This is a genomic window from Bacillus sp. JJ1773, from assembly GCF_036962035.1.
Taxonomy (GTDB): Bacteria; Bacillota; Bacilli; order Bacillales; family Cytobacillaceae; genus Cytobacillus.
The window spans coordinates 1-22,017 of sequence record NZ_JBALNX010000102.1; the positions used below are offsets into that span (position 1 = coordinate 1).

Consider the following 22,017-nt stretch of genomic DNA (forward strand, 5'->3'; position numbering starts at 1 on the left):
ATATTCCATAGTAGATAATCTTTGAGCATCATCAATAAATAATACAATTTGATTTCTTGAGTCCTATCTCCTTTATCCCATAAAAAGTTTACAAGTCTATCTCTTTTTGCATCTGGTTTTCCAATCTTATATAGTTCATGCCCAACATCTTTTAGAACATACTCAAAGAAACGATTTTCATTGGGAGTTTTCATTTTTCTTGTTCTTACAATATAGGTTTCCCATTGAGATTTATATTTTATATCAAAATACTTTTTTAAATATTTTACTGCATATGTTTTACCTAATCTCGGTGGTCCATATATTATAGCCCCTGGATTTCTCATGTTTATCCATTTAAGTATGGAATCTGCAATATCATTAATAGAAACAGTGTCAATTAAATAGTCACCTTGTTCAAGAGGATGACCACCAACAGGTATTTTTGGTCTTTTTATATCTGAATAATTTGTATTTAATATTGGGCTTTCCATCTTAACCTCCATATTTAAGAATTAAAAAACATTCTTTCTCTTTTTTGATTAGGTTTGTTTACTTTTTTGTTAGCCAGTTGTTTTATTGGATACACATTTTTATTTTTATCTTCAGGTTCCTCAGTGTCGACCTTATTGGTTATTTTTGTACTATCTTGTAGATCCTCATTTAACATCCTTTCAATCATTGCAGCCTGACTTCTAGCGTCCCTATTGCGTTTTCCCTTATCTTTTAAATGATTATGAAAAACTTCTATAGGATCATCCTCGCTTGAGAGTCTTAATATTCCTAGTCTACTTAATTTATTAATTACTATTCTTATTTTTAAAGAGTGTTTTTGTAGAGACCATTTCCCCTTTGCAGTAAGTAAACCTAACTCCGTTCCATCAGGCAAGTATGCCTTAATAAATCTTAGATCCTCTAAATTTATTACGAGGGTAATTTCCTCCCCAATAAAGTCAAACATCTCACTTAGCACTTCATTCCTATATTCCACATTATAATATGTGATATATGGTCTTCTACCAGTATGTAGTTTTCCTCTAATATGACGCTTATCTTCTATGGTTACAAAATCATATCCATCTCTATGTTTCTCCTCTAAGGTTCTAAACGGCATTCCTCTATTAATCCTTTGTCTCATTGTTTCTAAAGGAGTAAGACCATTTAGGCCTTTCTGTGGATATCCATTTCTATTAGCTATTAAGACCTCAGTCAATTGTTCTATTTCTTCAATAGATATTTCATACTTAATTGCTTTTTCTTCTGGATTCTGTCTCCGAGGATCTCTTGGATTGCTTCCAACTGTACTTGTTATTCTATGAAACCCAGTTTCCTCAAGTATATGAAATAATTTTTCTACCACTGGTCTTGCGATAGGAGTACTAACCGGTCCCGTATTCACATGACAACCAACTAGAGTTTTAAGTTTCTTGTCAACACTACTTGCGATATTTGCCATTGCGTTATCAAATAAAATTTCATCCCAGACAGCGTGTGTTGTTTCAGGTATTACTTCAGAAGCAAAGCCACCACCATCAGCTATTCTCAATCCAGGTATTGTTACTTTTTTTGCTGACCATGGCATTATTGCGTTTCGCAAACAAACCATTACATCAGCTGCGGAGTACTCTTTATTTAATACTAAATTAAATCCTAAAATTACCCTAGTAGCTACATCTACAACCATTAACAACCATATTCTATTTATTACATCAATAACTTCATCACCTTCAATGGTTGTGTATTTGAAGGCAATTGTCACATCAATTTTATGTCCATCAAACTCAACTCGTTCAAACGGCCTTACAGGAATTGAGTTTCGATTACCACTCCCTGTATTTTGAAATAACATTTCGGCGTCTGGTCCGTTATTTTTTACTGCCAGATTAGGATTATCTGCTTTTAATTTTTCGATATATCTATACAAAGATCTTTTCCCATGATCATTTGTATTAAATGGATAATGCTCCTTTTCGGGCATTAATCCCTCTTCTTTACATATCTTTATAAATTCATCATGAATGTCCTTCCCCCTTAAAATTGGTTGAGAGGGCTTATTTTTTCGTTTTTTTAAAACTAAATTATGAATTTTGGTTTTAATATTTGGATATAATTCAAGCAATTTTGTAAAGGCACCTGTTAATTTTTTTTCGGTATCTTGATCCTCATCATATCCATTAATATTTGATAGCCTTTTATATGTCTTTATTCTGTAATTTGGAATTAAAGCTTTATACCCATAAACTCTATTTTTCTCATCTTTAGAAATACATCTGGTAAGTAATCTATAAAGGTCAGTATGATTAATTCCGCACGTATCATAGATTTCTTTCACTGTTTTCTCACCATCTAAATACATATCTATGGCTTCTTTTCTTTTACAAAATACAATCCTTTTTTTAGAATCTAAGCTGTCCTCGTGAACCGTTGGCCATAATGTGCGATCAATTTGCTCTTTTTGTATATTGACATCATTAAACAAATACCTACTCAATTTTTAACCACACCTTTGAATTAAAACTAATCGGAGTATCGTCTATGTCCATATCAATTAGACCAGAATAATAAAGAAAAAATATAGATTTAAAAAATGAGAATCTGTCAATTGAATCTATCTTACCTATAATTTCTTTAAGAGTCTGTTGCTCGTCTTTTATAATTCCTTTTACTTTATATAAATCAATTTCATTGAGGTTGTTGAAATCTTTAATGTAGGGTAATATTATTTTTAAATTTTGTAACTTGGGATGAATTCTAATATTGTACTCTGTAAGTATTCTGTGTCTAAAATTATTTTCATTACACCAATTTTCTTGAATTTTAATTTTGCGTTGTTTTAATTGAGAAGTTTTCAGTGTTTTATCGTATACAATCTCTATAAACTCCTCTTGTCCATCCTTCCATTTAATCCACATGTCAAATGTAGACTCATAGACTCTCCCCTCAAATACTCCTCTTACCTTCTTTGGTTTCTCACAAAAATCTACAACTTTCGGATCAGTTTCAACGTTTATCCAGTTTTCATACTCCAATTCACTATAAAAATAAACATCCCTCCCAATCTTGTGACTTTTACAATTCCAAAAATTACATCGCCGCTGTATATTTTTACTTAATATAATTGGTTTATACATAATTCACCTCCTATATTAATTATTACCATTAAAATTCCGAATATACGGAATTTATAGAATATATTACATTAGTTTAAAAAGGTTGTAATATTTTTAAATGTTTTGTCATATTTTATCGATTCCAAACCTTCCTTCAAAAGAATTATTTTCATAAAGTTGAATTAAGATAAGTGCAACCTCATATCTAACCCATTTTTTTAATACAATGAGTTTTTAATTATCGATTACCAGTATATTTAGAGTTAAGGCAACATTTTATGTTAACCATATCCCCCGAATTAATGAATTCGTATTCTTCCGCAATCTGGCGGCAACTTATTAAGTTGGTATATAATATGGTCCGGTAATAAAAAGACACGCCTTTTTATATGGGTGCCTCGATTTCAATGAAAGTTTAATTTATATAGCTTTCAAAAATATTTACTATAAAAATCATGTCTCAATTTGCCACTTAGTTGAGCATATATTTTTGTGGTCTCACTCTTCTCATGACCAAGTAAGCTTTGGATCACTTCAAGTGGCGCACCGTTATTAATCATATGTGTAGCATAGCTATGTCGTAGTTGATGGGGATGAATACTCTTTTTTATCCCAGCTCGATTTGATATGCGTTTGATTATATATCTCAGATTATCAATACTCATACGCCTTATTGGCCTTCTTTCCGTTATAAATAAACAAGTCTCTTCATCATCTCGATCATCTAAATACCTTTTTAACCAAATAGAACAACGGGTATTAAAGTATACCTCCCTTTCTTTATCACCTTTTCCATGTTCAATGACTGAATTCGTCCGAAAATTAATATCGTCTCGATTTATTTTTTCAACTTCTCCAATACGGCAGCCGGTCGAATACATAAACTCAAATAGCGCATTCTCCATCGTTGTATGACAAGCTTCTCTAAGATGTTCTATTTCTAGTTCACATAGGAATTTAGGAATTCTTTTACCTAATTTCGGCTCTTTTAATTTTGCAGCCGGATTCTTCGGAGTATAGCCTTCTTCATGTGTCCATTTGAATAGTGATTTAATACAGCGAACCCTGTGTCCTAAACTAGATGGCTTTAAATAATCTCCTGCCTGTACTAGATATTCTTTTAGTTTCTCAGTAGTCATCTCACTTATGTCAATATCTCCGAAAAATCGTAATAAGAGGTTATATTGAAAATAATATGTTTTTAATGTTAGTTGCGAATATCCCTCAATTTTTTTATCTTTTTGATACTTTTCCCACGCTTCGGACAATAACATAATTCTTTCACTCTCCTACTGTATAAATCAACTAAACTAGATTCTATTATGTTCAAAAAGAGTCTTCTTCATACTAGGCTATTCAACGGTCGCAGAGAATAACAAATTACAGAACAATGAAAACCCATGAAATACAAGAAAAAGGACACTTTCTTTGCTCAAGAAAAGCGCCCGATTGCTGATTAAACTGATTAGATATACTCCCATAAGCCATAGTATTTATTAAGTTTTATCAAGATTAAAGATAATATTATGGATATCGGTAAAATAATCAAAAACTGAATTTTATTTTTCGGAATGATAAGTAACAAAACAACTATCATTATTAGGTATATCCCTATAAGCCAAGGTATTAAATAGTAATGAGTGTGAATTGGTAAGTAGGCGTTACGTAATTCAAACCCTTCTGACAGTAATACTGTGATTGGAAGGGCCAATATAATATTAGAAAAAAATTCGCTTCCACGTGCATACCACATAATATAAGCACAAACAGGAGTTACCACCACACACATACTCCAAAAAGTAATTTCTCTTTCCGGGAAAAAATTTAGAAAAAGCGTTGTGTACACATAATAAACGGTCAGCATCGACCCCAAAAAAGCGAATACTTTTACAGCCGCTAATTTGGGCGAATAGCTGAAAACTGATAAAAGTGTGGCAACAAATACCCATATACCAAGACGATCACCTATATTAGTGAAAATTGGGTTAAAATAAGAAGGATTATCCACAATCTTTGCCAATAAACCCAGAATAACCCCGATAATAATTGCATTTACTATTGAAAAGACTTTTTGTTTTGTAGTTGATTTGTTCGCAACTCTAATCCCTATCAACTTATTATACATTTCCATTATACCTTCCTATTTTCCAAACTTATTTTTATATTCTTAAGAAAAAAGGGAACGGATTCCTTTAATCCAAATCTCCCCCATTAAGATGCCGCATTGCAGCCAGCATTTTTAACAATGTTATACCAGAAAATGGCCCTTAAATAGAAAGTGAACCCTTATCCTTGTTCAAGGATAGCGCCCTTTTGTTGAAGAAAACTTCTAAAAGTAAAACTCCAATACATCAATAATTTACAATCGTTGTTATTCCACGTTCTGTTAATAATGTCCGATGTTTCAATTCATCCAACCAATTTTTATGATTAAATTGAAAAGTTCCATACTGGTTTTGATAGGTAAAACCCCCAACATTGATTGTAATTGGTTCTGGATGTTCAAGAACACGCTTTATATAAAAGTCGTGCCTGTCTTGAATTGGGATTTCATATAACTCAATGATGTCTCCTATTTCCATATACTTTTCTAAATAAACAAAAAAGTAATAATTGCCAATACCACTCACTTCGTAAATATATGGCATTGTTAAGACAGGCTGTACAATTTGGTACCAATAATCATCAGTTTCATGAACTGAAAACTCCATTCCAAGTTCATAAATACGCCAGTCAATATATTCTTGTATTTCATCAGGCATTTTAAATGGCTTAGATGAAGCTAAAAATTGAATACCCGACATTTCTCAACCCCCTTTCTCTTACGCAAGCCTGCTACGATGGTTTAAGTACAATTCTCCACAATCTCACTTATATTTTAATATAAATATCCAGTTTTCTTTAAAAGTGTTGCTCAATTAAATGGCCCTTTAATGAAAATAAGCGCTGTTCCTTTTTACAGAAAAGCGCCCGATTGTTAAAATCATTACAAAGCATGCCCTTAAGAAGCTCTTAGGAAAACCAATCATTTATTTTATAGGTACGCAGATTTCACAAAGATGATTTTTAACCATTTTGACTACATACCTTTCGAGGATTGGTCTTGCTTCATCAAATTGATATCCTTGTCTTGATAACTCTGGAAAAATATCAATCCACGCTTTCTGAACTGCTTCTGCTGTATGATTAATTTTAAAAACTGCATATCTTCCTCCAGCAATATTTCCTTCTCTTACATAGCCATCAGTAACTGAATAGTCGTTTGAAACAACTATGCAGGTATCATAACGACAGTTTTCAGGTTTGGTAGTTTCTGGATTATCCTGAGCAATTCCAAGAATTATGGATTCGTCATTAAATAAGTGGTTAGATTTTGCCCATTCTTTTAATTTTTCCATTGTTTGCACATTGTTAATTCCATAAGGGCCAATCTGCCTTATGTAAGCTATCAGATATGCTGGAATCTTTTCAATCTTGATATTCATAAATCTCGTCTCCTTTTATAACAATATTTACCTCATTCCAAAATTATCATGTTATAAAAAGACAATCATCCGAATTTTTAAAATTAATATCTAAATTACTATAAAGTTTACTCCATTAAACGGCCCATTTCATGAAGAAAGACGCTTTCCTTATTTCAGAAAAGCGCCCGATTGTTGAATATTTATAAAAATACATCACGCTAGAATGAATCCTATATTATTGAACATCAGGTAAAATAATGTCTCCTTTTTCCGGCATAGCCTCTCCATTAATCCCTTCAAAATATAATGGCAGCCCTTCTGCTAGAATAGGATGTGGAACTTTTGTGGGATCTTGTCTTTGATGATGAATATGCAAATGGGGTTCTGATGTTGATCCGCTGTTTCCTATTCGCCCGATTACATCTCCTGGATTTACACGATCCCCTTCTTTTACAGTAACACTACCTTCTTTTAAATGATTTAGTAAAAGGTATGTACCGGTTTCGTCTATCTTGATGTAAACATGGTTACCTTCTAGTAAAATAAAATCTTCTGAACCAGGATCTATATCCTTTTCACCATCGTAAGCAGCAATCACAACACCAGAAACAGGGGAATAAACCTCTTTATTCCAAATTCCATATTCCTCGTTATTTTTACTTCCTGTATCATACGGTTCCATAACTAAATCATAACCCCATCTTTCCGATGGCCATGTGACATGTATTAAATTATTTTGGACCGTATCCCCACCCCAAACGACAACGGTTTCTTCAGCGAATGGCCATTTTACTGTAATGGAAGGTTTAACACGCTCTATATCAATCGGATAGATGAGCTGGATAATATTCAAGGTCATTAGGATAGGGAAAATTAATACCAAATTCACAATAAAATTCACCAATAATTTTTATTTTTTTTCTTTTTTACGATACCAACAATAAACAGAATGATATTAATTAATACACCAAAGAATCCTATGATAGGAAGTATCATTTTAAGTATAGCCCAAGAATAAGCACCTATTAAACCATTAATAAAAAAAACACTATTCCACAAAAATAAAATTATTGCTATTAAAATACTGTTAATTAAACCTATATGTCTTAAATTCTTGACCAATATAACTCTCTCCCCTATTAAATTACCTGATTAACTAACCAATATAAAAACCATAACAAAAGTAAGAACACTTTTCCTATTCCAGATTTGTCGAAAAACATCCTGTTTCACTCACCAAATAGATATTAAAATAGATACAATTATAAATTAATTATAATAAACCGATTATATATTTAGTGTATTTTAAATTTTTATTAAACCTTATTATTCCACAATCTGGCCCTTAAATGGCAAAAGCACTTTCCTTATTACAGAAAAGCGCCGATTGTTGAATATCAACTAAGCGTATAGATGCCCTTTCAGCGAAGTTACAAAGTCTCAATTAACCCAACATTACTACAAGTGCAGCCATAAGAGGTGACAGTTCTGTTTTACGAAAGTAAAATGAATATAGCAAAAAATGTTAAGTACGAATATTTGTTTGCTGTTATAGTGGATGTAGGGTAGGTGAAGGGGTATGGATTATGTGGTTTGTATACAACGAACGCTTGATTACATTGAAGAGAACCTGCAGGAACAAATTACTATAGAGAAATTAGCAGAAATTGCTTGCTTTTCTCCTTTTCATTATCATCGTGTCTTCCAGGCAATAGTGGGAGAATCTGTGATGGATTATGTAAGAAAAAGAAGGCTTACATATGCAGCAGAACGTTTATTCTATACAGATGAAAAGGTGATTAATATTGCAATCGATGTTGGTTTTCAATATCAAGAATCTTTCAACAGGGAGTTCAAAAAGTTCTATGGCGTTTCCCCAAAGCAATACCGTAACGCAAAGAGAATATCAGGACCCTTACGTGGAAAAGCCTACCTGAATGCAAAACTATTATCAGGAGGACTTAGGATGGAACCAAAATTAGTCACTAAACCTGCTTTTCACATCATTGGATACGAACTTAAAACAAAGAATGAAGACGGTCAGAACAATAAAGACATTCCTGAATTTTGGCAGCAGTACTTGCGAAATAAATTGGGTTCTAAAATTCCAAATCCCATACAGAAAAATGTGGAACTCGGCATTTGCACCGATTTTAATCCTGAAACAGGTGAGTTCGTTTATGTAATTGGAATGGAAGTAAAGAAGGAAACTCAAGCACTTGAAGGAATGGTTTACAAAAGTTTCCCTGAGCTAGAATATGCGGTGTTCACTACGCCAAAGTCAAATGAAGGAACGTTTACCTCTTCTATTCAGTCCACATGGAATTATATTTTTACAGAATGGTTTCCGCAATCAGGTTATGAACATTATGGATCAGTTGAATTCGAACTGTATGACGAAAGATGCTACGGTTCAGAGAACAAAGAAATGGACATCTACATTCCTGTAAAAAAACAGACCGTTAACGCATAAAAGCAAGAATCCCATTTATTCAATAGAGGAGTATCGTCAGGAGAATGCGATTTACAACATTCAGGATATTCCTATACAAAAGCCCTATCTCATTTTTAATACTGAGAAATTGGGCTTTTTTATTACTCAATAATTGCGCCCGATTGTTGAATATTGTTATTGAAGTAAAGCACCCGTTAGTGAAATAAAACTTATGAATGCAAAACACTATGAACAAAATATTTTGCATTCTCTGCGTCTTTTTTTCTAACAGAAACAACGTATTGTCGTTCATAATTCTTGTTCATTCCAAAACTTCCAAAGTTTCCTCTCGATGTACCAGGTCCCAACCATTTTCCTGAAGGATCAATAACTTTATAGGTATATTTGATGCCTTCTCTTTTTAAAATTTCTCTTACCTTTGAAAATTCTTCCATTGAAAATCCTATATAGACATCTTCTTTATTAAAGAAAAACATATCCATGCCCCCTTTAATATTGACAAAAGAAACTACTGCTTTTACACTAACCTGCCCGTTAGTTTGAGTACAACCTTTCACAAACACCACACCATACTGTCCTTACTATAAGTATTCAATTTTTCTTGATATTCTTCCTCCATTAAATGGCCCTATTATTGAAAAAGGCACAATTCCTCTTCAAGAATTGCGCCCCGTAGTTGAAGATAAGTACTTTCAAATACTTTACTCATTTCTACCGGATTTTATCGTTACATAAAGCAAGTTTGTAATTTGCAAACATAAGAAGTTCCTCTAAAAGGACTCCCATTTAGGAAGTCCACTACATGCCATAACCCTTCGGTTAAAGGATGACTTTACTTAATTCTAATCTCTTGTTTTGGAGCCATGATTGTCGTCATCAACGGTACCTTTCCCCGCCTTGTTGTCCAGCGCTCCGCCAGAAACAGCACTTGCAACTGCAACTGAACCAAATGGATCAAGAGCAGAAGCCATTGTATCCCCAGTAAAAGCACCTACACCAGTTCCTACTGCCTTGCTAGTATCATTATCGTCACGTTTGCGTTTGTTGATATCAGCCATCTATTTCACTTCCTCGTTTTTTATAAGGAAGTGCTATTGTTTTAGTAGCACTGTCCCGTAACATATTTTGTCCAATAGGGACAAATTTACGAGGAGGGATTAATAAGCATTTGTAAATTTTTTTACCCCCCAGTGTTATTCAACAATCTGGCCTAATTACAAAATAAGGAAAATTATACATTTTAAAAAAGGATACCTGAACAAACTTTATTAAAAACAATTAGACATTTTTATTAATGATCGAGCTATATTTCGAAGCCACAAAATAATGAATTAATAAGCTGCGAAAGGAGAATCTAAAATATGTGCTTTGGCGAAAGGAGGCACTAAATATGAATTTGATTAGGAGGATTACAATGGGAATATTAAGTGGAAATCCAACAGATGAACCTTTGCATTATGGGGAAGTATTTAGCACCTGGTCGTTTCTTTTAACTGCTAAAGGGGCAATTGCAGGTTATCAAACTCACCTAAACCATGCAGGTGATGAAGATTTACAGAAATTACTTGAGGAAGCCATTCAAGGAGGACAACAAGAAATCAAACAGATAGAAACTTTATTGAAAGCGAATGGAGTTGGATTACCTCCAACACCTCCAGAAAGACCTAATGCTTGTTTAGAGGATATTCCAGTTGGAGCACGTTTTGCAGATCCTGAAATAGCTGCTGCTCTTTCAATGAGCATTGCTGCAGGATTAGTATCGTGCAGTACAATAATGGGGCAATCAATACGAGAAGATATTGGAATGATGTTTGGACAGTTTCATATTCAAAAGGCAGCACTTGGAGTTAAAGTTCTTCGTCTAAATAAAGAAAAAGGATGGCTAGTTCCACCTCCATTACATCATTCTAAAGCAGAAGATTGTTAACTAATTTATAACTGGTATTAGGGGAGAAGAAATTTTATTCTGCTCCCTTTTCATTTATAAAGTAACTCGTACTTTTCATTAAATATTAATTGATTAATATCCCCTTTTGAATTTAAATTTATTCGCTATCCTTCACAAATTGTATTCAACAATATGGCCGGAACTCCTTCGCATATGTGCCATTTACGTAACACCTTCTATCTTTTGTTTACTAAAATTCAATGTGCTGTGTACTAAACTGTCCATATCTGAATAAAAGGATAAATCCAAATATTTTATATCTCGCGACTTTAAAATAACCAACATTATCTATGGTTTTGATAATCTCCCAAAATCGCCATCCTAAATTATCATTTAGGTCCGCTATTCAACAAAACCTACCTTGTGTTTATTGTTTTTTAAACAAATATTGGTATATTTTCTAATTATTATTGAAAACTAATCCTTGTAGATATTGAACATTTTTATATCTAACAAAGTAAATACATTCTACATAGAAATGAGAGTGATCCCTTGAAGAACAAGAAATATTAGGTGGTCACTTCGGTGAAATGCGAACAATGATGCAATATTTCTTTCAGAGTTCAAATTTTAGAGGCAAGGACACTCAGTATCGTGACTTGCTTCGTGGAGTTTTCTTAGAAGAAATTGCTCACGTAGAACTCGTTCAAAACACAATTAATCAACTCTTAAATGATTCAGGTAAATCAGATTTTCCAGGGAATGCAGGTATCGATAATGCACCTCTTGACGAGGCTGTTAAACATGCAAATCCTCATCATTATATTATTGGTGCCCAAGCATCTCTTCCAGTTGATGCTGGTGGAAATCCATGGAATGGTTCATGGGTATATAGCCGTGGTAATCTTATCGGTGATCTGCTTGATAATTTAGTACTTGAATCAACTGGTGTACTTCAGAAAACTCGTATTTATGAAATGAGTTCAAATAAAACATTCCGTGAAACATTAGCATTTTTGATTGTTAGAGATAATGCACATCAGAATGCTTTTGCAAAAGCACTTGAGACATTAGGTGTAAAGTGGGGAAAACTATTTCCTGTCCCAAATTACGATTTAAATAAATATCCTGAATGTAGAAAATATGTTGAAATGGGATTTCACAATACTCAGTTTAACTTTAGATTAGATGAGACAAGAATAAGTGAGATTTTCCAAGGTCAAACACCAAGTCGGAATGGAGGAGACCTTTCAGTTACAGAACCTCCAAAAGGTTATCCAGTTCCATTAATGCCAGTAATGCCTAACGAACATAGTCCTGGAACAAGTGACAGAAATCATTAAAAATGTTTTTCCTGAATAATTATTGTTAAAAATACAAACTTTAAATTTAATACCTATGATTGGAGGAAAAAATTGTGTTAAAAAAAATTCTAAGTTCAACTTTTATCCTAATATTTACATCTATTCTTTTTGGGACTTCAATAGGAAATGCTCAAAACCCAACAACAGACTTCTACAACCAAAAAGAAAGTAGCAAAGTCATGCATGTTGCTCAAAACGGCAATAACAATGATATTAACGCTGATGACGATGACGATATGGATTGGGGTTGGATTGGCTTAATTGGTTTAGCCGGTCTTTTGGGCTTAAGAAGAAACGATAGGAAATAAAAGATTAAGCATTTGAACTAATTTATTGTAAATCTTATTGTGATTTAAAACATTTAAGGTCCTTTTAATTTCAACAAGATATATCCAAAAAAAGTTGTATTCAATTTACAAATTGTGGGTAATTTAAACTATGAGCTAAATTTAACCCCTATATTGAGCTTTACAGGGCAGGGTCCAAAAAATCCAAATCATACCTAAACGCATTCCTTGCCCTGTAAACAAAAATGCTTATTTTGTTTTGTATTTTTTATTTAATAGTACTAGCCTAAATTGAATAGACAAAGTCCCAGAACCTTCCTCTTGAATACCGTTATTAAGAGTAAAGTTAGGAGGTAGGTAATCCCGTTTGGCTCAAAATCTTTAGCATCCTCTGGAAGTTCTTCTTTAATATTTCCAGTTATGATTATTCTTAATATCCAATGAAAAAAGACAAGTATTAGACAAATAAATGATGGAATTTCTCCCATAAAACCCCTCTAGTAACAGGGACCATTAAAACATTCACCATTTTAAATCTAATACCTATTACTTTAGTTGATATTTAATTTAGTTTCTAAGTAAAATAGCCAATAAAGGTGATAAAATTAAGATAACTACTACACTTTGGATAAATGTTAAGATGATGTCCTTTTTCCAAGTGTTACCTTTTAGGTAGCGATTATTTATTCTTTGAAATAAGAGAAACGCTCCCCACCAAATTAATAAAGCATAAATAACTGAACCAAAACTATCATAAAACAAGTTGCCTAACACCCTTATCAGCTATATTAACTACTTCGATGTCCTTCCGAAAATACCTGTCTGTTCAACTATACTGCCCTTTCGTTAGTACAACCTTTCACAAAAACCATATATATACTATCATTACTATAAGTATTCTTTCTTAATATTCTTCCTCCATTAAATGGCCCTATAATGAAAAATGAGCGCTTACCCTTATTCCAGGATTGCGCCCTTTAGCTGAAGAAGGAGTTACATTTTTATTCTGGTTTAATTGCTTTAACCACTCTATAAACCAATCTTGAGGTAACTTTATTTTTTGAGAAGTTTATGTTATGGGAGAGTTTCAGGAACTAGCAATGGTTATGGTGGAAATCTTCTAATGAAACACACTGTAATTGAATCTTAATTTTATAAGAATGGACTTATTGGATATCGTTAATGAAAGCACCTAACGGCTGCAACATTACAATTATTCAAAGAATAATCTCTTCTTTAGTAGCCTATTTAAGAGTATCATTACATATTTGAAATGGCTTCACGTGTTGTCCATGTAGCGCTACTAAAAGCTCAGTATGTCAGTGGAGATGAATATTTTTTCAAAAGTGCTTTGAACATTTATTCCTTTGGTTAACTTCGATTTACTAACGAATAATTCCTTCTCTTATTCAAGAAAATGGCCCGATTACTGAAAAAGGCACAATTCCTCCTCAAGAATTGCGCCCGATTGTGGAAGATAGCTTATGCTGAATTATGGAAGGAAATTCTCCTAAATAAGAGAATATTTATTTATTTAATATCATTCTTTTTCTAATAAATAAAACAACAAACACCATAAATAGTAATGTCAACACTACATAAGTCAAATTTGAATATATATCCATATAACCCACAATTGTTTCCCATGATCCTCCAACTGCAGTTCCTATTTTAATGAGAACAACATTCCAAATTAAAGTTCCTAATGTTAATACTAGAAATGTTCCAAAATTCAAATTTGCTTCTTTACAGGCATTCATTATCATTATCAAATGTTTCAATCCTGTTATAAATATTAAAAAAGAGCAAATACTGTTTCTTTTTCATAGGATTAACTTTATAATGCGCACTAGACGAATTTTTTTAGGGAAAATTATACTTCTAGCTTAAGGAAGGAGATCGATTATGAAAAAAATGATGTTTACATTAATAACCGGTCTAATGGCCGTTGTTTTAGTGGCATGCGGAGGAAATGAAGAAAGTACAGAAGCTAAAAATGATGATAAAGCAAAAACAGCGGAAACCGATCAGCAGAAGGAACAGCAAAAGCAAATGAAAGAAATGCAAAAGAAATTAGAAGCACAGCAAATAGATGAAAAGAAAACTGTTGCCATAGTGAATGATAAAGAAATTTTAGGAAGCGACTATAATACCGCTTTAGCATCTATACAAGGACAAATGCAGCAAATGGGACAAGATCCGACTTCTAAAGAAGCTGCAGAGCAAGCGAAAAACCAAACAATTGACATCTTAGTCGGACAAACTCTTCTTCTTCAAGAGGTAGATAAAAAAAGCTATAAAGTTTCAGAGGCAGATATTAATAAGCAGCTGGACGAAATAAAAAAACAGTTTAAAACAGAAAAAGAATTCGAAGCAGCTCTTAAAAAATCCGGCATGGATATGAAAACACTTGAAACTCAAATAGCTGACGGTATTAAACTTAAACAGTACATTGAGAAAGAAGTGCCAGCTGGTGAAATAACCGATGAAGAAATTCAAAAAACGTTTGATCAATATGCGGAACAAGGAAAGAGTACTGGACAAGAAGTTCCAAGGCTTGAAGAAGTAAAACCACAAATCGAACAATCTCTTCAACAGCAAAAACAGCAAGAAAAACTCGCTCAGCAGGTTGAAGAGCTAAAGAAAAATGCAAAGATTGATCTTAAGATTTAAGATGTTACACACATAATGAACAGCTCAAGGGGCTGTTGACAAATGCCCCTTCAAACGAAAAAGAAGATGGATCTCTACAAAATGTAGTGTTCATCTTCTTTTTTATCCACTATATTCTGTGTCTATAAATGAGGCTTTTTAGTTTGATCAACAGCCCAATCTTTTTTCAAAATAGATTCCTCTTTTGTGCTATAGAATATGGGTTTGTTAATGATTTTTTGATTAAACTTTATTTTAAAGCTACAGTTATCTATTTGGTGTTTACTCATTCATTATTCCATAAAAAAGGGGCTTACCTTGTTTCGTTAAAGCGCCCGATTGCTGAAGATTAAGGCTAAGCTTTTGCCCCTGTTATTAATATTCATCATATATATCGTCAGCATTTTTAAATCGAATTTCTTCAGAATTTAACGTACCCACTTTATCACTTCGATCCTCCCTATTACCTGGTAGGTTACCTTCTGGGACTAAATCTTGATTATCTCTAAATACTGTTTTTTGTTTCTTCTTATCATTGACGCTCATCTTACCACTCCTATTCATTGTTGTATGAATAGTTATTATACCCAGAGTTTTAAGCTCCATCCTAACTACAGTCTACAGTTTATTAGGCCTACTATAGCCATGAATTCGTAAAGATAATGGTTAGCAAAAATTTTTTCAGTGATTTTTCTAATACCTGCCCCCGACCGTTTGGTGGTACTATAACCCCAAAAAAATTCCCTTTATGACCTCTTCCGCAACAATCTGGCCATTTTTAAAAAAATAACGCGTTCCTAAATAAACGCGCCCTATAATGGAATAACTAAAAGATAATCTCAATCATAAAATCAAATATTCTCTTATTTCACTAAAGCACGTATAAAGTTTAATTAGGTTAATATTAATCTTTATGCGTGCTTCTCCCTAAAAGCCTTTTTTACTCTTTCAATTTGGTCAAGGTGGCCTTGTATATGTTGAACACGGAATTCCAATAATTCTTTGAATGTGAATCGTCCAGCATCTGCATAAACTCCAACTCTATCAAATTGTTCAGTTGTCAAATTGCTGATAATAGATAGCATACTGGAGCGAAGTATCTTAAAAAGGAGTAAGTATTGTTCACGGTCTAATTGCTCATAATCCAATGAATTCGCCCAAGCGTTCTGGTCTGGCGATGTTAAAAGAGGTTCAGACTCGGACAAAACCTTTTTCAGTCTATGTGTAGACACCAATTCCGAATCCGTTATATGTATAATAATCTGATGTATACTCCATTTATCCTTTCCTGGTTTGAACCTAATCTCTTCCTCAGACAATTCTTTAATGGATTCCCTTAACATCGTATATCCTCGGCTATACTTTTCAATCAACGCTTCCATTTTGTTCCTCCCTGAATAAATATTATTAAGTTACAAATTCTTGCTTAATTGTAATTATCCTTTGTCGATTTTCTTTCAACTTAAACTGCCATTATCTACAGTATGATTTTCCACCGTATTTAATGTAAGTAAAGATACCAAATGTGCCAGTTTTCTATCTTTGTAGAACCTGCACCATAACTTTAAGTACATTCATTCACTAACTCTATTTCTCAAATTAAATATCTAATTATTTGCCTAGTGTTATTCCACAATCTGGCCCTTTTCATGAAGAAAGACGCTTTCCTTGTTTCAGAAAAGCGCCCGATCGTAATATAAAGGCAGCCAGTTTTTACTGGTTGACCTTTTTTCATGAGGTCTTATGATAACGGTAGTCGGGGTAGAACGTAGCGCCCGTGGGACTTGATCCCGTCAGCAAAACTGTTCGCCCCCTACTTGTATAAACATGTTTCTGGCTGGTTGGGACGTGGATCCCGTTTAACAAGCGAACCTATGACATTACAAGGAGCTTAGGGGTTACCGACTAATTTTTTTCTAGGAGGAGATTGATAGATGAATCCAGTGATCGGTCTGGATGTGTCAAAAGGAGAAAGTCAGGTACAAGCCTTTTTAGATAAAGGAAAACCGTACCGAAAAAGCTATAGTGTTAAGCATACTCTGGATGGTTTAGATAGCTTATTAGATTACTTGGAAGAGGTTACGAGAGCAGCAGATGGTATAAAACCTTCGGTTATCTTAGAATCAACTGGCCCTTATCATTCCCCTGTCGTGCAGTTCTTGGATGACCATGATTATGTGTATATTATGGTGAACCCTCTGGTTTCTCACCGTTCAAGAAGTGCCAATTTAAGAAAAGTAAAGACAGATCCCGTAGATGCGTACCAACTGTGTGAACTGTTCTATAAAGAAGAGTTAGCACCTCATAGAAAAAGAGGAATCCAGCTTTTAAATTTGAGAAATCTCACGAGACAACAGGAAGCGATTGTGAGTGTATCTTCTCAAACTAAACTACAATTGCATTCTTTACTGGATCAAGTATTCCCAGAATATCGAGGTGTATTTGGAAATCTATATTCAAAAGTTTCTTTAAAAATGCTTGAATTATTTCCTACTTCAGAGTCTGTTTTAAAAGAATCCAAGACGGATTTAATCGACATTATTGCGTCATTATGTAAGAGTCGATCCGATCAATGGGCCAAAGAAAAAGCTGAGAAACTTATTGGGGCGGCTAGAAGAAACCCATTTCAACAGCATATGTATGACAGTCACATCTTTAATCTAAAGATATTAATTAACATCGTTCTTCAATACGAAGAGCATCTATCGAAGTTAGCAGCCGAAATAGATGCTCTCGCAAAAGAAATTGAAGAATATAAGATTATCCAATCTATCCCTGGAATCGGAGAGAAAATTGCAGCAACAATCATCTCAGAAATTGGGGAGATAGAAAGGTTTAATCACCCAAAAAAGCTAGTTGCCTTTGCCGGAATAGACCCTAGTGTATACTCTTCTGGTCGATTTACAGCCACTCAAAACAAAATTACTAAACGAGGATCTAGTCGATTAAGACGAGCGTTATATATGGCTGTAAAGTGTGGAATCCGCGATGCCAGAAAGCAAAAGACAACGGATGAAATAATCGCAAGAAACAAGAAGCTACGAGAGTTCTATGATAAAAAACGCGATGAAGGTAAATCTTTTAGAGTCGCTGTCATTGCTTGTGCAAACAAGCTCTTACACTGGATTTATGCCTTATTAAAAAGGAAAACAACCTTCCAAGATATAGCTTAACTACTACATCTAACTATCAAATGAAAAACCTTCCAAACAGTGGATTCGGAAGGTTGTTTGTCATGCACAATTTTAGTATAGCATGAATATAAATAGTTTTTTATTGAAAAATGTTGACAAACTATTAGCTGGTTTTGTGGAATATCGTTATAAGTTATGTCGAGGGTATTGATTTTCAACTATTGCTTCCAATAACAGAATACTATTCTAATTGAGAAGCTAAGAACATTTTAGTGTAATGCCTCATCCAACTTCTTTTCTTTTCAAAAGATAACAATGTTTCAGCATCATTTTATTAAAATATGCTTATTCGGTTTGGCCCATACTAAATGAACCGTACCAGTCAGATAATGTTCCATCCTCTCAATGTGAATGTTAGAGTGCTCTATGATGTGAAGAATATCACGGTTTAAATCGCAACCTACGATCTTTCTATTAAGTGGATTTAACATCGTTTGAATGTATCCAATCATAGTATTTGAGCTTTTTCCATGTTCTAATAAAAGAATTTTTCCGTCAGGTTTACACCACTTATTAAATGAATTTAATACTTTCGTAGGATTTTCATATCCACACAGCGATAGTGTAGAGATAACCGTATCAAATGAATTATTCTCAAACGATAAGGATTCAACATCAGAAAGTATAAATTGGGCTTCTATACCTTCTTCAATCGCAGCTTCTTTTGCTTTCTTTAACATCTCCTCACTGAAGTCAACTCCTGTCACTTCCAATCCTTGAGGATAATAATGAAAGTTTGCCCCCGCACCAACTGCTACCTCCAGCACTTTCCCTCTTGTAGATGAGAGCAATCTTTCTCACCATTTTCTTTCCGACCGTATTCTTCTTCTCTTTTCATATATTTTTGCTTGTTTATCAAAAGTTCTAATGATCTTATCTTTGTTCATTAGCCACACACCTTTTATCCCTGAATAATCATTTGTATAGTTATTCGCTTGTCCTTATTTAACTTGAGTAATCAATTATGTATTTCATACATTGTATGGTGTCATTAATCCTTTGTTTCTTAGAATCACAGTAACGTATATTTAATCCTTCACGAATACTTATCGATTCTTTAACAATGTTATGCAAACTTTCTGGCATATATTTAATTGCATAATTACATGCATCTACTTTTGAAATAATTTTATGTTCTCTAAGTGTATAGAATTGGCGTAAAACTCCAGTAATGGACCATTGGACTTCCCAATCTACAAGTTTGTTCGGCAATAAATGAACTATTCTATTGAATCTTTCAATCGTCTTTAACCGATTCAACCAATAGGTGTTCATATTTTTAAGTACATAATCCACCAAATCACTTTTATCAACCTCAAAGTGGAATGAAGTTATCTCAGGACCAATAATACTAATTCCTTTTTCTCTCAGAATCCACCAAGTAATTGGATTAATAACATGGTTACTCCTACCTACCTTACCTTCGTAAACGTATAAACACTTTTTTGTTTCTGTCTTTTTCTTACCTATGTCTTCCCAAAGAAGATAGCATCCGTCCATTATTGTATTTTTATATTTATTTATTAATTCTCGATGGATTTTCGATAATATTTTTACCTCTTCTTCAGTAAAATGACGGTTTACAATTGCAATGAAATCAATATCGCTAGAGCCATTTTTATAAGAGTTAAGGGCAATTGAACCATGCAAATATATTCCTTCAAGAGTATCGGGAATTCGCGCATTAAATAAAGACATATACTCATTTAGAATTTTTTGGACAGTAATCGGAACTTTTATATCCATTTAATTCCTCCATTCAAAGTTGGACCATCTCTTTCATTAATTACTTCAATTTAATCACGAAATATCCTTTCTTTTATTCCACAATTTGGCCCAATTACGGAATAAGGAAAATTCTATATTTTAATAAACAGGATTCCTGATATATTAATGATCGAGCTTTATATCGAAGCCACAAAATAGTGGATTAATTACCTGTAAGAGGAGAATTATAAAAATATGTGCTTTGGCGAAAGGAGGCACTAAATATGAATTTGATTAGGAGGATTACAATGGGAATTTTAAGTGGAAATCCAACAGACGAACCTATGCATTATGGGGAGGTATTTAGCACCTGGTCCTTTCTTTTAACGGCTAAAGGGGCAATTGCTGGTTATCAAACTCACCTAAACCATGCAGGTGATGAAGATTTAAAGAAATTGCTTGAGGAAGCCATTCAAGGAGGACAACAAGAAATAAAACAGATTGAAACTTTATTAAAAGCAAATGGAGTTGGATTACCGCCAACACCTCCGGAAAGACCTAATGCTTGTTTAGAGGATATTCCAGTTGGAGCACGGTTTGCAGATCCTGAAATAGCAGCTGCTCTTTCAATGAGCATTGCTGCAGGATTAGTAGCGTGCAGTACAATAATGGGGCAATCAATTCGAGAAGATATTGGAATGATGTTTGGGCAGTTTCATATTCAAAAGGCAACACTTGGAGCTAAAGTTCTACGTCTAAATAAAGAAAAAGGATGGCTAGTTCCACCTCCTTTACATCATTATAAAGCAGAAGATTGATAGTTAATTTATAACTGGTTAAGGGGAGGAGAAACTTTATTCTGCTCCCTTTTTATTTATATAAGCAACACGTACTTTTCATAATATTAAATGATTATTCCCCTTTTGAATTTAAATTTACTAGCTATTCTTCACAAATTGTTATTCCACAATCTGGCCCTTTTCATGAAGAAAGACGCTTTCCTTATTTCAGAAAAGCGCCCGATTGCGGAAGATTAAATGTAAGAATATTTATTTAATTACTCAGTGTATGTGATTCCTTTAATAAAACCTTTTTGATTCTTTTCTCAACGAAAAGATTATATTTGTTCTTTTTCATTTTCGCTATATTGCACTTTCCAATAGCATAACGAACTTCTCTGTTTTTATCGATCAGTTCTTTATATGTATCATTGTTAAGATAATAATCAAACCACTCATATCTTTTTAAATAAGTTATATTTTTTTCAATCTCTTCTTCGGTTACTTCCTTCATAAAGGAAAAGGCAATCTGGCCAATTGCACCTAACAGCTCTAAGAATGTACCCAAGAATAACCCCCCTTGATTATGAATTTATCTTTACTACGTAATTATATGAAAAATGGTTTCATCGACTTAACCTGCAACTATAGTTAATAAGAAATCCTCAAAATTTCTTTTATACATGAATATAAATATCCAATTATCTTTAAAGGTGTTGCTTCATTAAATGGCCCTTAAATGAAAAATGAGCGCTTATCCTTTTTCAAGGATAGCGCCCTTTAATTGAAGATCGTGCAACAATAATTTTAGATAAATAGCAACATATGATATTACACAAAAGCACCCGATTGCTGAATATCAAAGGCTGTTGAAGCTGACTCGCACTTATTGGCACCCGTTCCTTTAATGTTATGCCTCTTCTTGATAAATTTTCAGCAGATCTATATCTCTTTTTACATGTCTTGAAGTAATTTTTCTACACATTTCTACTTCGTGCATAACTCTAAAAGATATGTTGGATAAGGTTGAAAATGTAAATTTGACATTTAGTTATTAAAATACAACCATGAATATCCAAGTTTAAAAATAAAAAAAGAATGCATACTAGTGTTAATTATTAATACAAAAGTATTT

The 22,017-nt window shown here is 33.3% G+C and carries 22 protein-coding genes and 2 pseudogenes; 7 read left to right on the plus strand and 17 right to left on the minus strand.

The genetic code is table 11. The features are described 5' to 3' along the window. From V7127_RS23205 to V7127_RS23245, 9 genes and pseudogenes are all read right to left on the minus strand, one after another. Window positions 1–485 (minus strand): annotated as a pseudogene (locus V7127_RS23205) (TniB family NTP-binding protein); the annotation flags it as partial. Window positions 486–487: 2 nt separating this feature from the next. Then, on the minus strand, window positions 488–2,470 hold the full coding sequence (locus tag V7127_RS23210; RefSeq protein ID WP_335490187.1) for a hypothetical protein: 1,983 nt from the start codon (window positions 2,468–2,470) through the stop codon (window positions 488–490). Then, window positions 2,463–3,110 (minus strand): TnsA endonuclease N-terminal domain-containing protein, encoded by a 648-nt coding sequence (locus V7127_RS23215; RefSeq protein ID WP_335490190.1) that lies wholly within the window; start codon window positions 3,108–3,110, stop codon window positions 2,463–2,465. Before V7127_RS23215 ends, V7127_RS23210 begins: the two co-directional genes overlap by 8 nt. Before the next feature lie 410 nt (window positions 3,111–3,520). After that, a complete protein-coding gene (locus V7127_RS23220) occupies window positions 3,521–4,363 on the minus strand; it encodes a tyrosine-type recombinase/integrase (RefSeq protein WP_335490193.1) in 843 nt (280 codons plus the stop codon). 191 nt (window positions 4,364–4,554) lie between these two features. Continuing rightward, window positions 4,555–5,220, minus strand: coding sequence for a DUF6518 family protein (locus V7127_RS23225; RefSeq protein WP_335490197.1), 666 nt, complete (start codon window positions 5,218–5,220; stop codon window positions 4,555–4,557). 220 nt (window positions 5,221–5,440) lie between these two features. Beyond that, window positions 5,441–5,893, minus strand: coding sequence for a hypothetical protein (locus V7127_RS23230; RefSeq protein ID WP_335490200.1), 453 nt, complete (start codon window positions 5,891–5,893; stop codon window positions 5,441–5,443). A gap of 225 nt (window positions 5,894–6,118) precedes the next feature. Continuing rightward, window positions 6,119–6,574 (minus strand): AraC family transcriptional regulator, encoded by a 456-nt coding sequence (locus V7127_RS23235; RefSeq protein ID WP_335490203.1) that lies wholly within the window; start codon window positions 6,572–6,574, stop codon window positions 6,119–6,121. 217 nt (window positions 6,575–6,791) lie between these two features. Continuing rightward, the gene (locus tag V7127_RS23240) at window positions 6,792–7,445 is read right to left on the minus strand and encodes a M23 family metallopeptidase (RefSeq protein WP_335490206.1); all 654 of its coding nucleotides are present in this window, start codon (window positions 7,443–7,445) and stop codon (window positions 6,792–6,794) included. A gap of 8 nt (window positions 7,446–7,453) precedes the next feature. Beyond that, window positions 7,454–7,678, minus strand: coding sequence for a hypothetical protein (locus V7127_RS23245; protein WP_335490209.1), 225 nt, complete (start codon window positions 7,676–7,678; stop codon window positions 7,454–7,456). A 457-nt stretch (window positions 7,679–8,135) separates the two neighbouring features. Here V7127_RS23245 and V7127_RS23250 point away from each other — a divergent pair, with 457 nt between their 5' ends. Then, window positions 8,136–9,029: an AraC family transcriptional regulator gene (locus V7127_RS23250; RefSeq protein ID WP_335490212.1), complete on the plus strand. Its 894-nt coding sequence runs from the start codon at window positions 8,136–8,138 to the stop codon at window positions 9,027–9,029. A gap of 191 nt (window positions 9,030–9,220) precedes the next feature. Here V7127_RS23250 and V7127_RS23255 read toward each other — a convergent pair whose 3' ends face one another. Continuing rightward, complete coding sequence (locus V7127_RS23255) at window positions 9,221–9,574, minus strand: hypothetical protein (RefSeq protein ID WP_335490215.1); 354 nt, start codon at window positions 9,572–9,574, stop codon at window positions 9,221–9,223. Between the two features lie 279 nt (window positions 9,575–9,853). Then, the gene (locus V7127_RS23260; protein ID WP_335490218.1) at window positions 9,854–10,069 is read right to left on the minus strand and encodes a hypothetical protein; all 216 of its coding nucleotides are present in this window, start codon (window positions 10,067–10,069) and stop codon (window positions 9,854–9,856) included. 356 nt (window positions 10,070–10,425) lie between these two features. Here V7127_RS23260 and V7127_RS23265 point away from each other — a divergent pair, with 356 nt between their 5' ends. The 3 genes and pseudogenes from V7127_RS23265 (at window position 10,426) to V7127_RS23275 (ending at window position 12,571) form a co-directional block, all read left to right on the plus strand. Then, window positions 10,426–10,938 carry a DUF3231 family protein gene (locus tag V7127_RS23265; RefSeq protein ID WP_335490286.1) on the plus strand — a complete coding sequence of 171 codons (513 nt, stop codon included), beginning with the start codon at window positions 10,426–10,428 and terminating at the stop codon, window positions 10,936–10,938. Window positions 10,939–11,459: 521 nt separating this feature from the next. Further along, window positions 11,460–12,242 (plus strand): annotated as a pseudogene (locus V7127_RS23270) (manganese catalase family protein); the annotation flags it as partial. Window positions 12,243–12,316: 74 nt separating this feature from the next. Then, entirely contained in the window at window positions 12,317–12,571 is a 255-nt protein-coding gene (locus tag V7127_RS23275; protein ID WP_335490221.1) for a WGxxGxxG family protein, read from the plus strand. A gap of 1,505 nt (window positions 12,572–14,076) precedes the next feature. Here the strand turns inward: V7127_RS23275 and V7127_RS23280 are convergent. Next, window positions 14,077–14,310 (minus strand): hypothetical protein, encoded by a 234-nt coding sequence (locus V7127_RS23280; protein WP_335490224.1) that lies wholly within the window; start codon window positions 14,308–14,310, stop codon window positions 14,077–14,079. A gap of 145 nt (window positions 14,311–14,455) precedes the next feature. Between V7127_RS23280 and V7127_RS23285 the strand changes: the two genes are divergently transcribed. Continuing rightward, entirely contained in the window at window positions 14,456–15,223 is a 768-nt protein-coding gene (locus tag V7127_RS23285; protein WP_335490227.1) for a SurA N-terminal domain-containing protein, read from the plus strand. 354 nt (window positions 15,224–15,577) lie between these two features. On the opposite strand, the gene V7127_RS23290 is transcribed toward V7127_RS23285, so the two are convergent. Both V7127_RS23290 and V7127_RS23295 read right to left on the minus strand, forming a co-directional pair. Then, a complete protein-coding gene (locus tag V7127_RS23290) occupies window positions 15,578–15,748 on the minus strand; it encodes a hypothetical protein (RefSeq protein ID WP_335490231.1) in 171 nt (56 codons plus the stop codon). A 365-nt stretch (window positions 15,749–16,113) separates the two neighbouring features. After that, window positions 16,114–16,584: a DinB family protein gene (locus V7127_RS23295; RefSeq protein ID WP_335490234.1), complete on the minus strand. Its 471-nt coding sequence runs from the start codon at window positions 16,582–16,584 to the stop codon at window positions 16,114–16,116. Between the two features lie 552 nt (window positions 16,585–17,136). On the opposite strand from V7127_RS23295, the gene V7127_RS23300 reads away from it, so the two are divergent. Then, window positions 17,137–18,375, plus strand: a complete 1,239-nt coding sequence (locus tag V7127_RS23300) for an IS110 family transposase (protein WP_335490237.1) — start codon at window positions 17,137–17,139, stop codon at window positions 18,373–18,375. A 287-nt stretch (window positions 18,376–18,662) separates the two neighbouring features. Here V7127_RS23300 and V7127_RS23305 read toward each other — a convergent pair whose 3' ends face one another. Both V7127_RS23305 and V7127_RS23310 read right to left on the minus strand, forming a co-directional pair. After that, on the minus strand, window positions 18,663–19,187 hold the full coding sequence (locus V7127_RS23305) for a class I SAM-dependent methyltransferase (RefSeq protein ID WP_335490240.1): 525 nt from the start codon (window positions 19,185–19,187) through the stop codon (window positions 18,663–18,665). A 154-nt stretch (window positions 19,188–19,341) separates the two neighbouring features. Further along, window positions 19,342–20,142 (minus strand): nucleotidyltransferase domain-containing protein, encoded by an 801-nt coding sequence (locus tag V7127_RS23310; protein WP_335490243.1) that lies wholly within the window; start codon window positions 20,140–20,142, stop codon window positions 19,342–19,344. A 269-nt stretch (window positions 20,143–20,411) separates the two neighbouring features. Here V7127_RS23310 and V7127_RS23315 point away from each other — a divergent pair, with 269 nt between their 5' ends. Next, on the plus strand, window positions 20,412–20,921 hold the full coding sequence (locus V7127_RS23315; RefSeq protein ID WP_335490289.1) for a DUF3231 family protein: 510 nt from the start codon (window positions 20,412–20,414) through the stop codon (window positions 20,919–20,921). A gap of 235 nt (window positions 20,922–21,156) precedes the next feature. On the opposite strand, the gene V7127_RS23320 is transcribed toward V7127_RS23315, so the two are convergent. After that, window positions 21,157–21,450, minus strand: a complete 294-nt coding sequence (locus V7127_RS23320) for a hypothetical protein (RefSeq protein ID WP_335490247.1) — start codon at window positions 21,448–21,450, stop codon at window positions 21,157–21,159. Window positions 21,451–22,017 lie beyond the last annotated feature (567 nt).

Bases quoted from the DNA above. Each gene is read 5' to 3' on its own strand.
- V7127_RS23215 (WP_335490190.1), bottom strand. From the start codon at position 3,110: ATGTATAAACCAATTATATTAAGTAAAAATATACAGCGGCGATGTAAT.
- V7127_RS23220 (WP_335490193.1), bottom strand. From the start codon at position 4,363: ATGTTATTGTCCGAAGCGTGGGAAAAGTATCAAAAAGATAAAAAAATT.
- V7127_RS23225 (WP_335490197.1), bottom strand. From the start codon at position 5,220: ATGGAAATGTATAATAAGTTGATAGGGATTAGAGTTGCGAACAAATCA.
- V7127_RS23230 (WP_335490200.1), bottom strand. From the start codon at position 5,893: ATGTCGGGTATTCAATTTTTAGCTTCATCTAAGCCATTTAAAATGCCT.
- V7127_RS23235 (WP_335490203.1), bottom strand. From the start codon at position 6,574: ATGAATATCAAGATTGAAAAGATTCCAGCATATCTGATAGCTTACATA.
- V7127_RS23250 (WP_335490212.1), top strand. From the start codon at position 8,136: ATGGATTATGTGGTTTGTATACAACGAACGCTTGATTACATTGAAGAG.
- V7127_RS23260 (WP_335490218.1), bottom strand. From the start codon at position 10,069: ATGGCTGATATCAACAAACGCAAACGTGACGATAATGATACTAGCAAG.
- V7127_RS23265 (WP_335490286.1), top strand. From the start codon at position 10,426: ATGGGAATATTAAGTGGAAATCCAACAGATGAACCTTTGCATTATGGG.
- V7127_RS23280 (WP_335490224.1), bottom strand. From the start codon at position 14,310: ATGAATGCCTGTAAAGAAGCAAATTTGAATTTTGGAACATTTCTAGTA.
- V7127_RS23285 (WP_335490227.1), top strand. From the start codon at position 14,456: ATGAAAAAAATGATGTTTACATTAATAACCGGTCTAATGGCCGTTGTT.
- V7127_RS23290 (WP_335490231.1), bottom strand. From the start codon at position 15,748: ATGAGCGTCAATGATAAGAAGAAACAAAAAACAGTATTTAGAGATAAT.
- V7127_RS23295 (WP_335490234.1), bottom strand. From the start codon at position 16,584: ATGGAAGCGTTGATTGAAAAGTATAGCCGAGGATATACGATGTTAAGG.
- V7127_RS23300 (WP_335490237.1), top strand. From the start codon at position 17,137: ATGAATCCAGTGATCGGTCTGGATGTGTCAAAAGGAGAAAGTCAGGTA.
- V7127_RS23310 (WP_335490243.1), bottom strand. From the start codon at position 20,142: ATGGATATAAAAGTTCCGATTACTGTCCAAAAAATTCTAAATGAGTAT.
- V7127_RS23315 (WP_335490289.1), top strand. From the start codon at position 20,412: ATGGGAATTTTAAGTGGAAATCCAACAGACGAACCTATGCATTATGGG.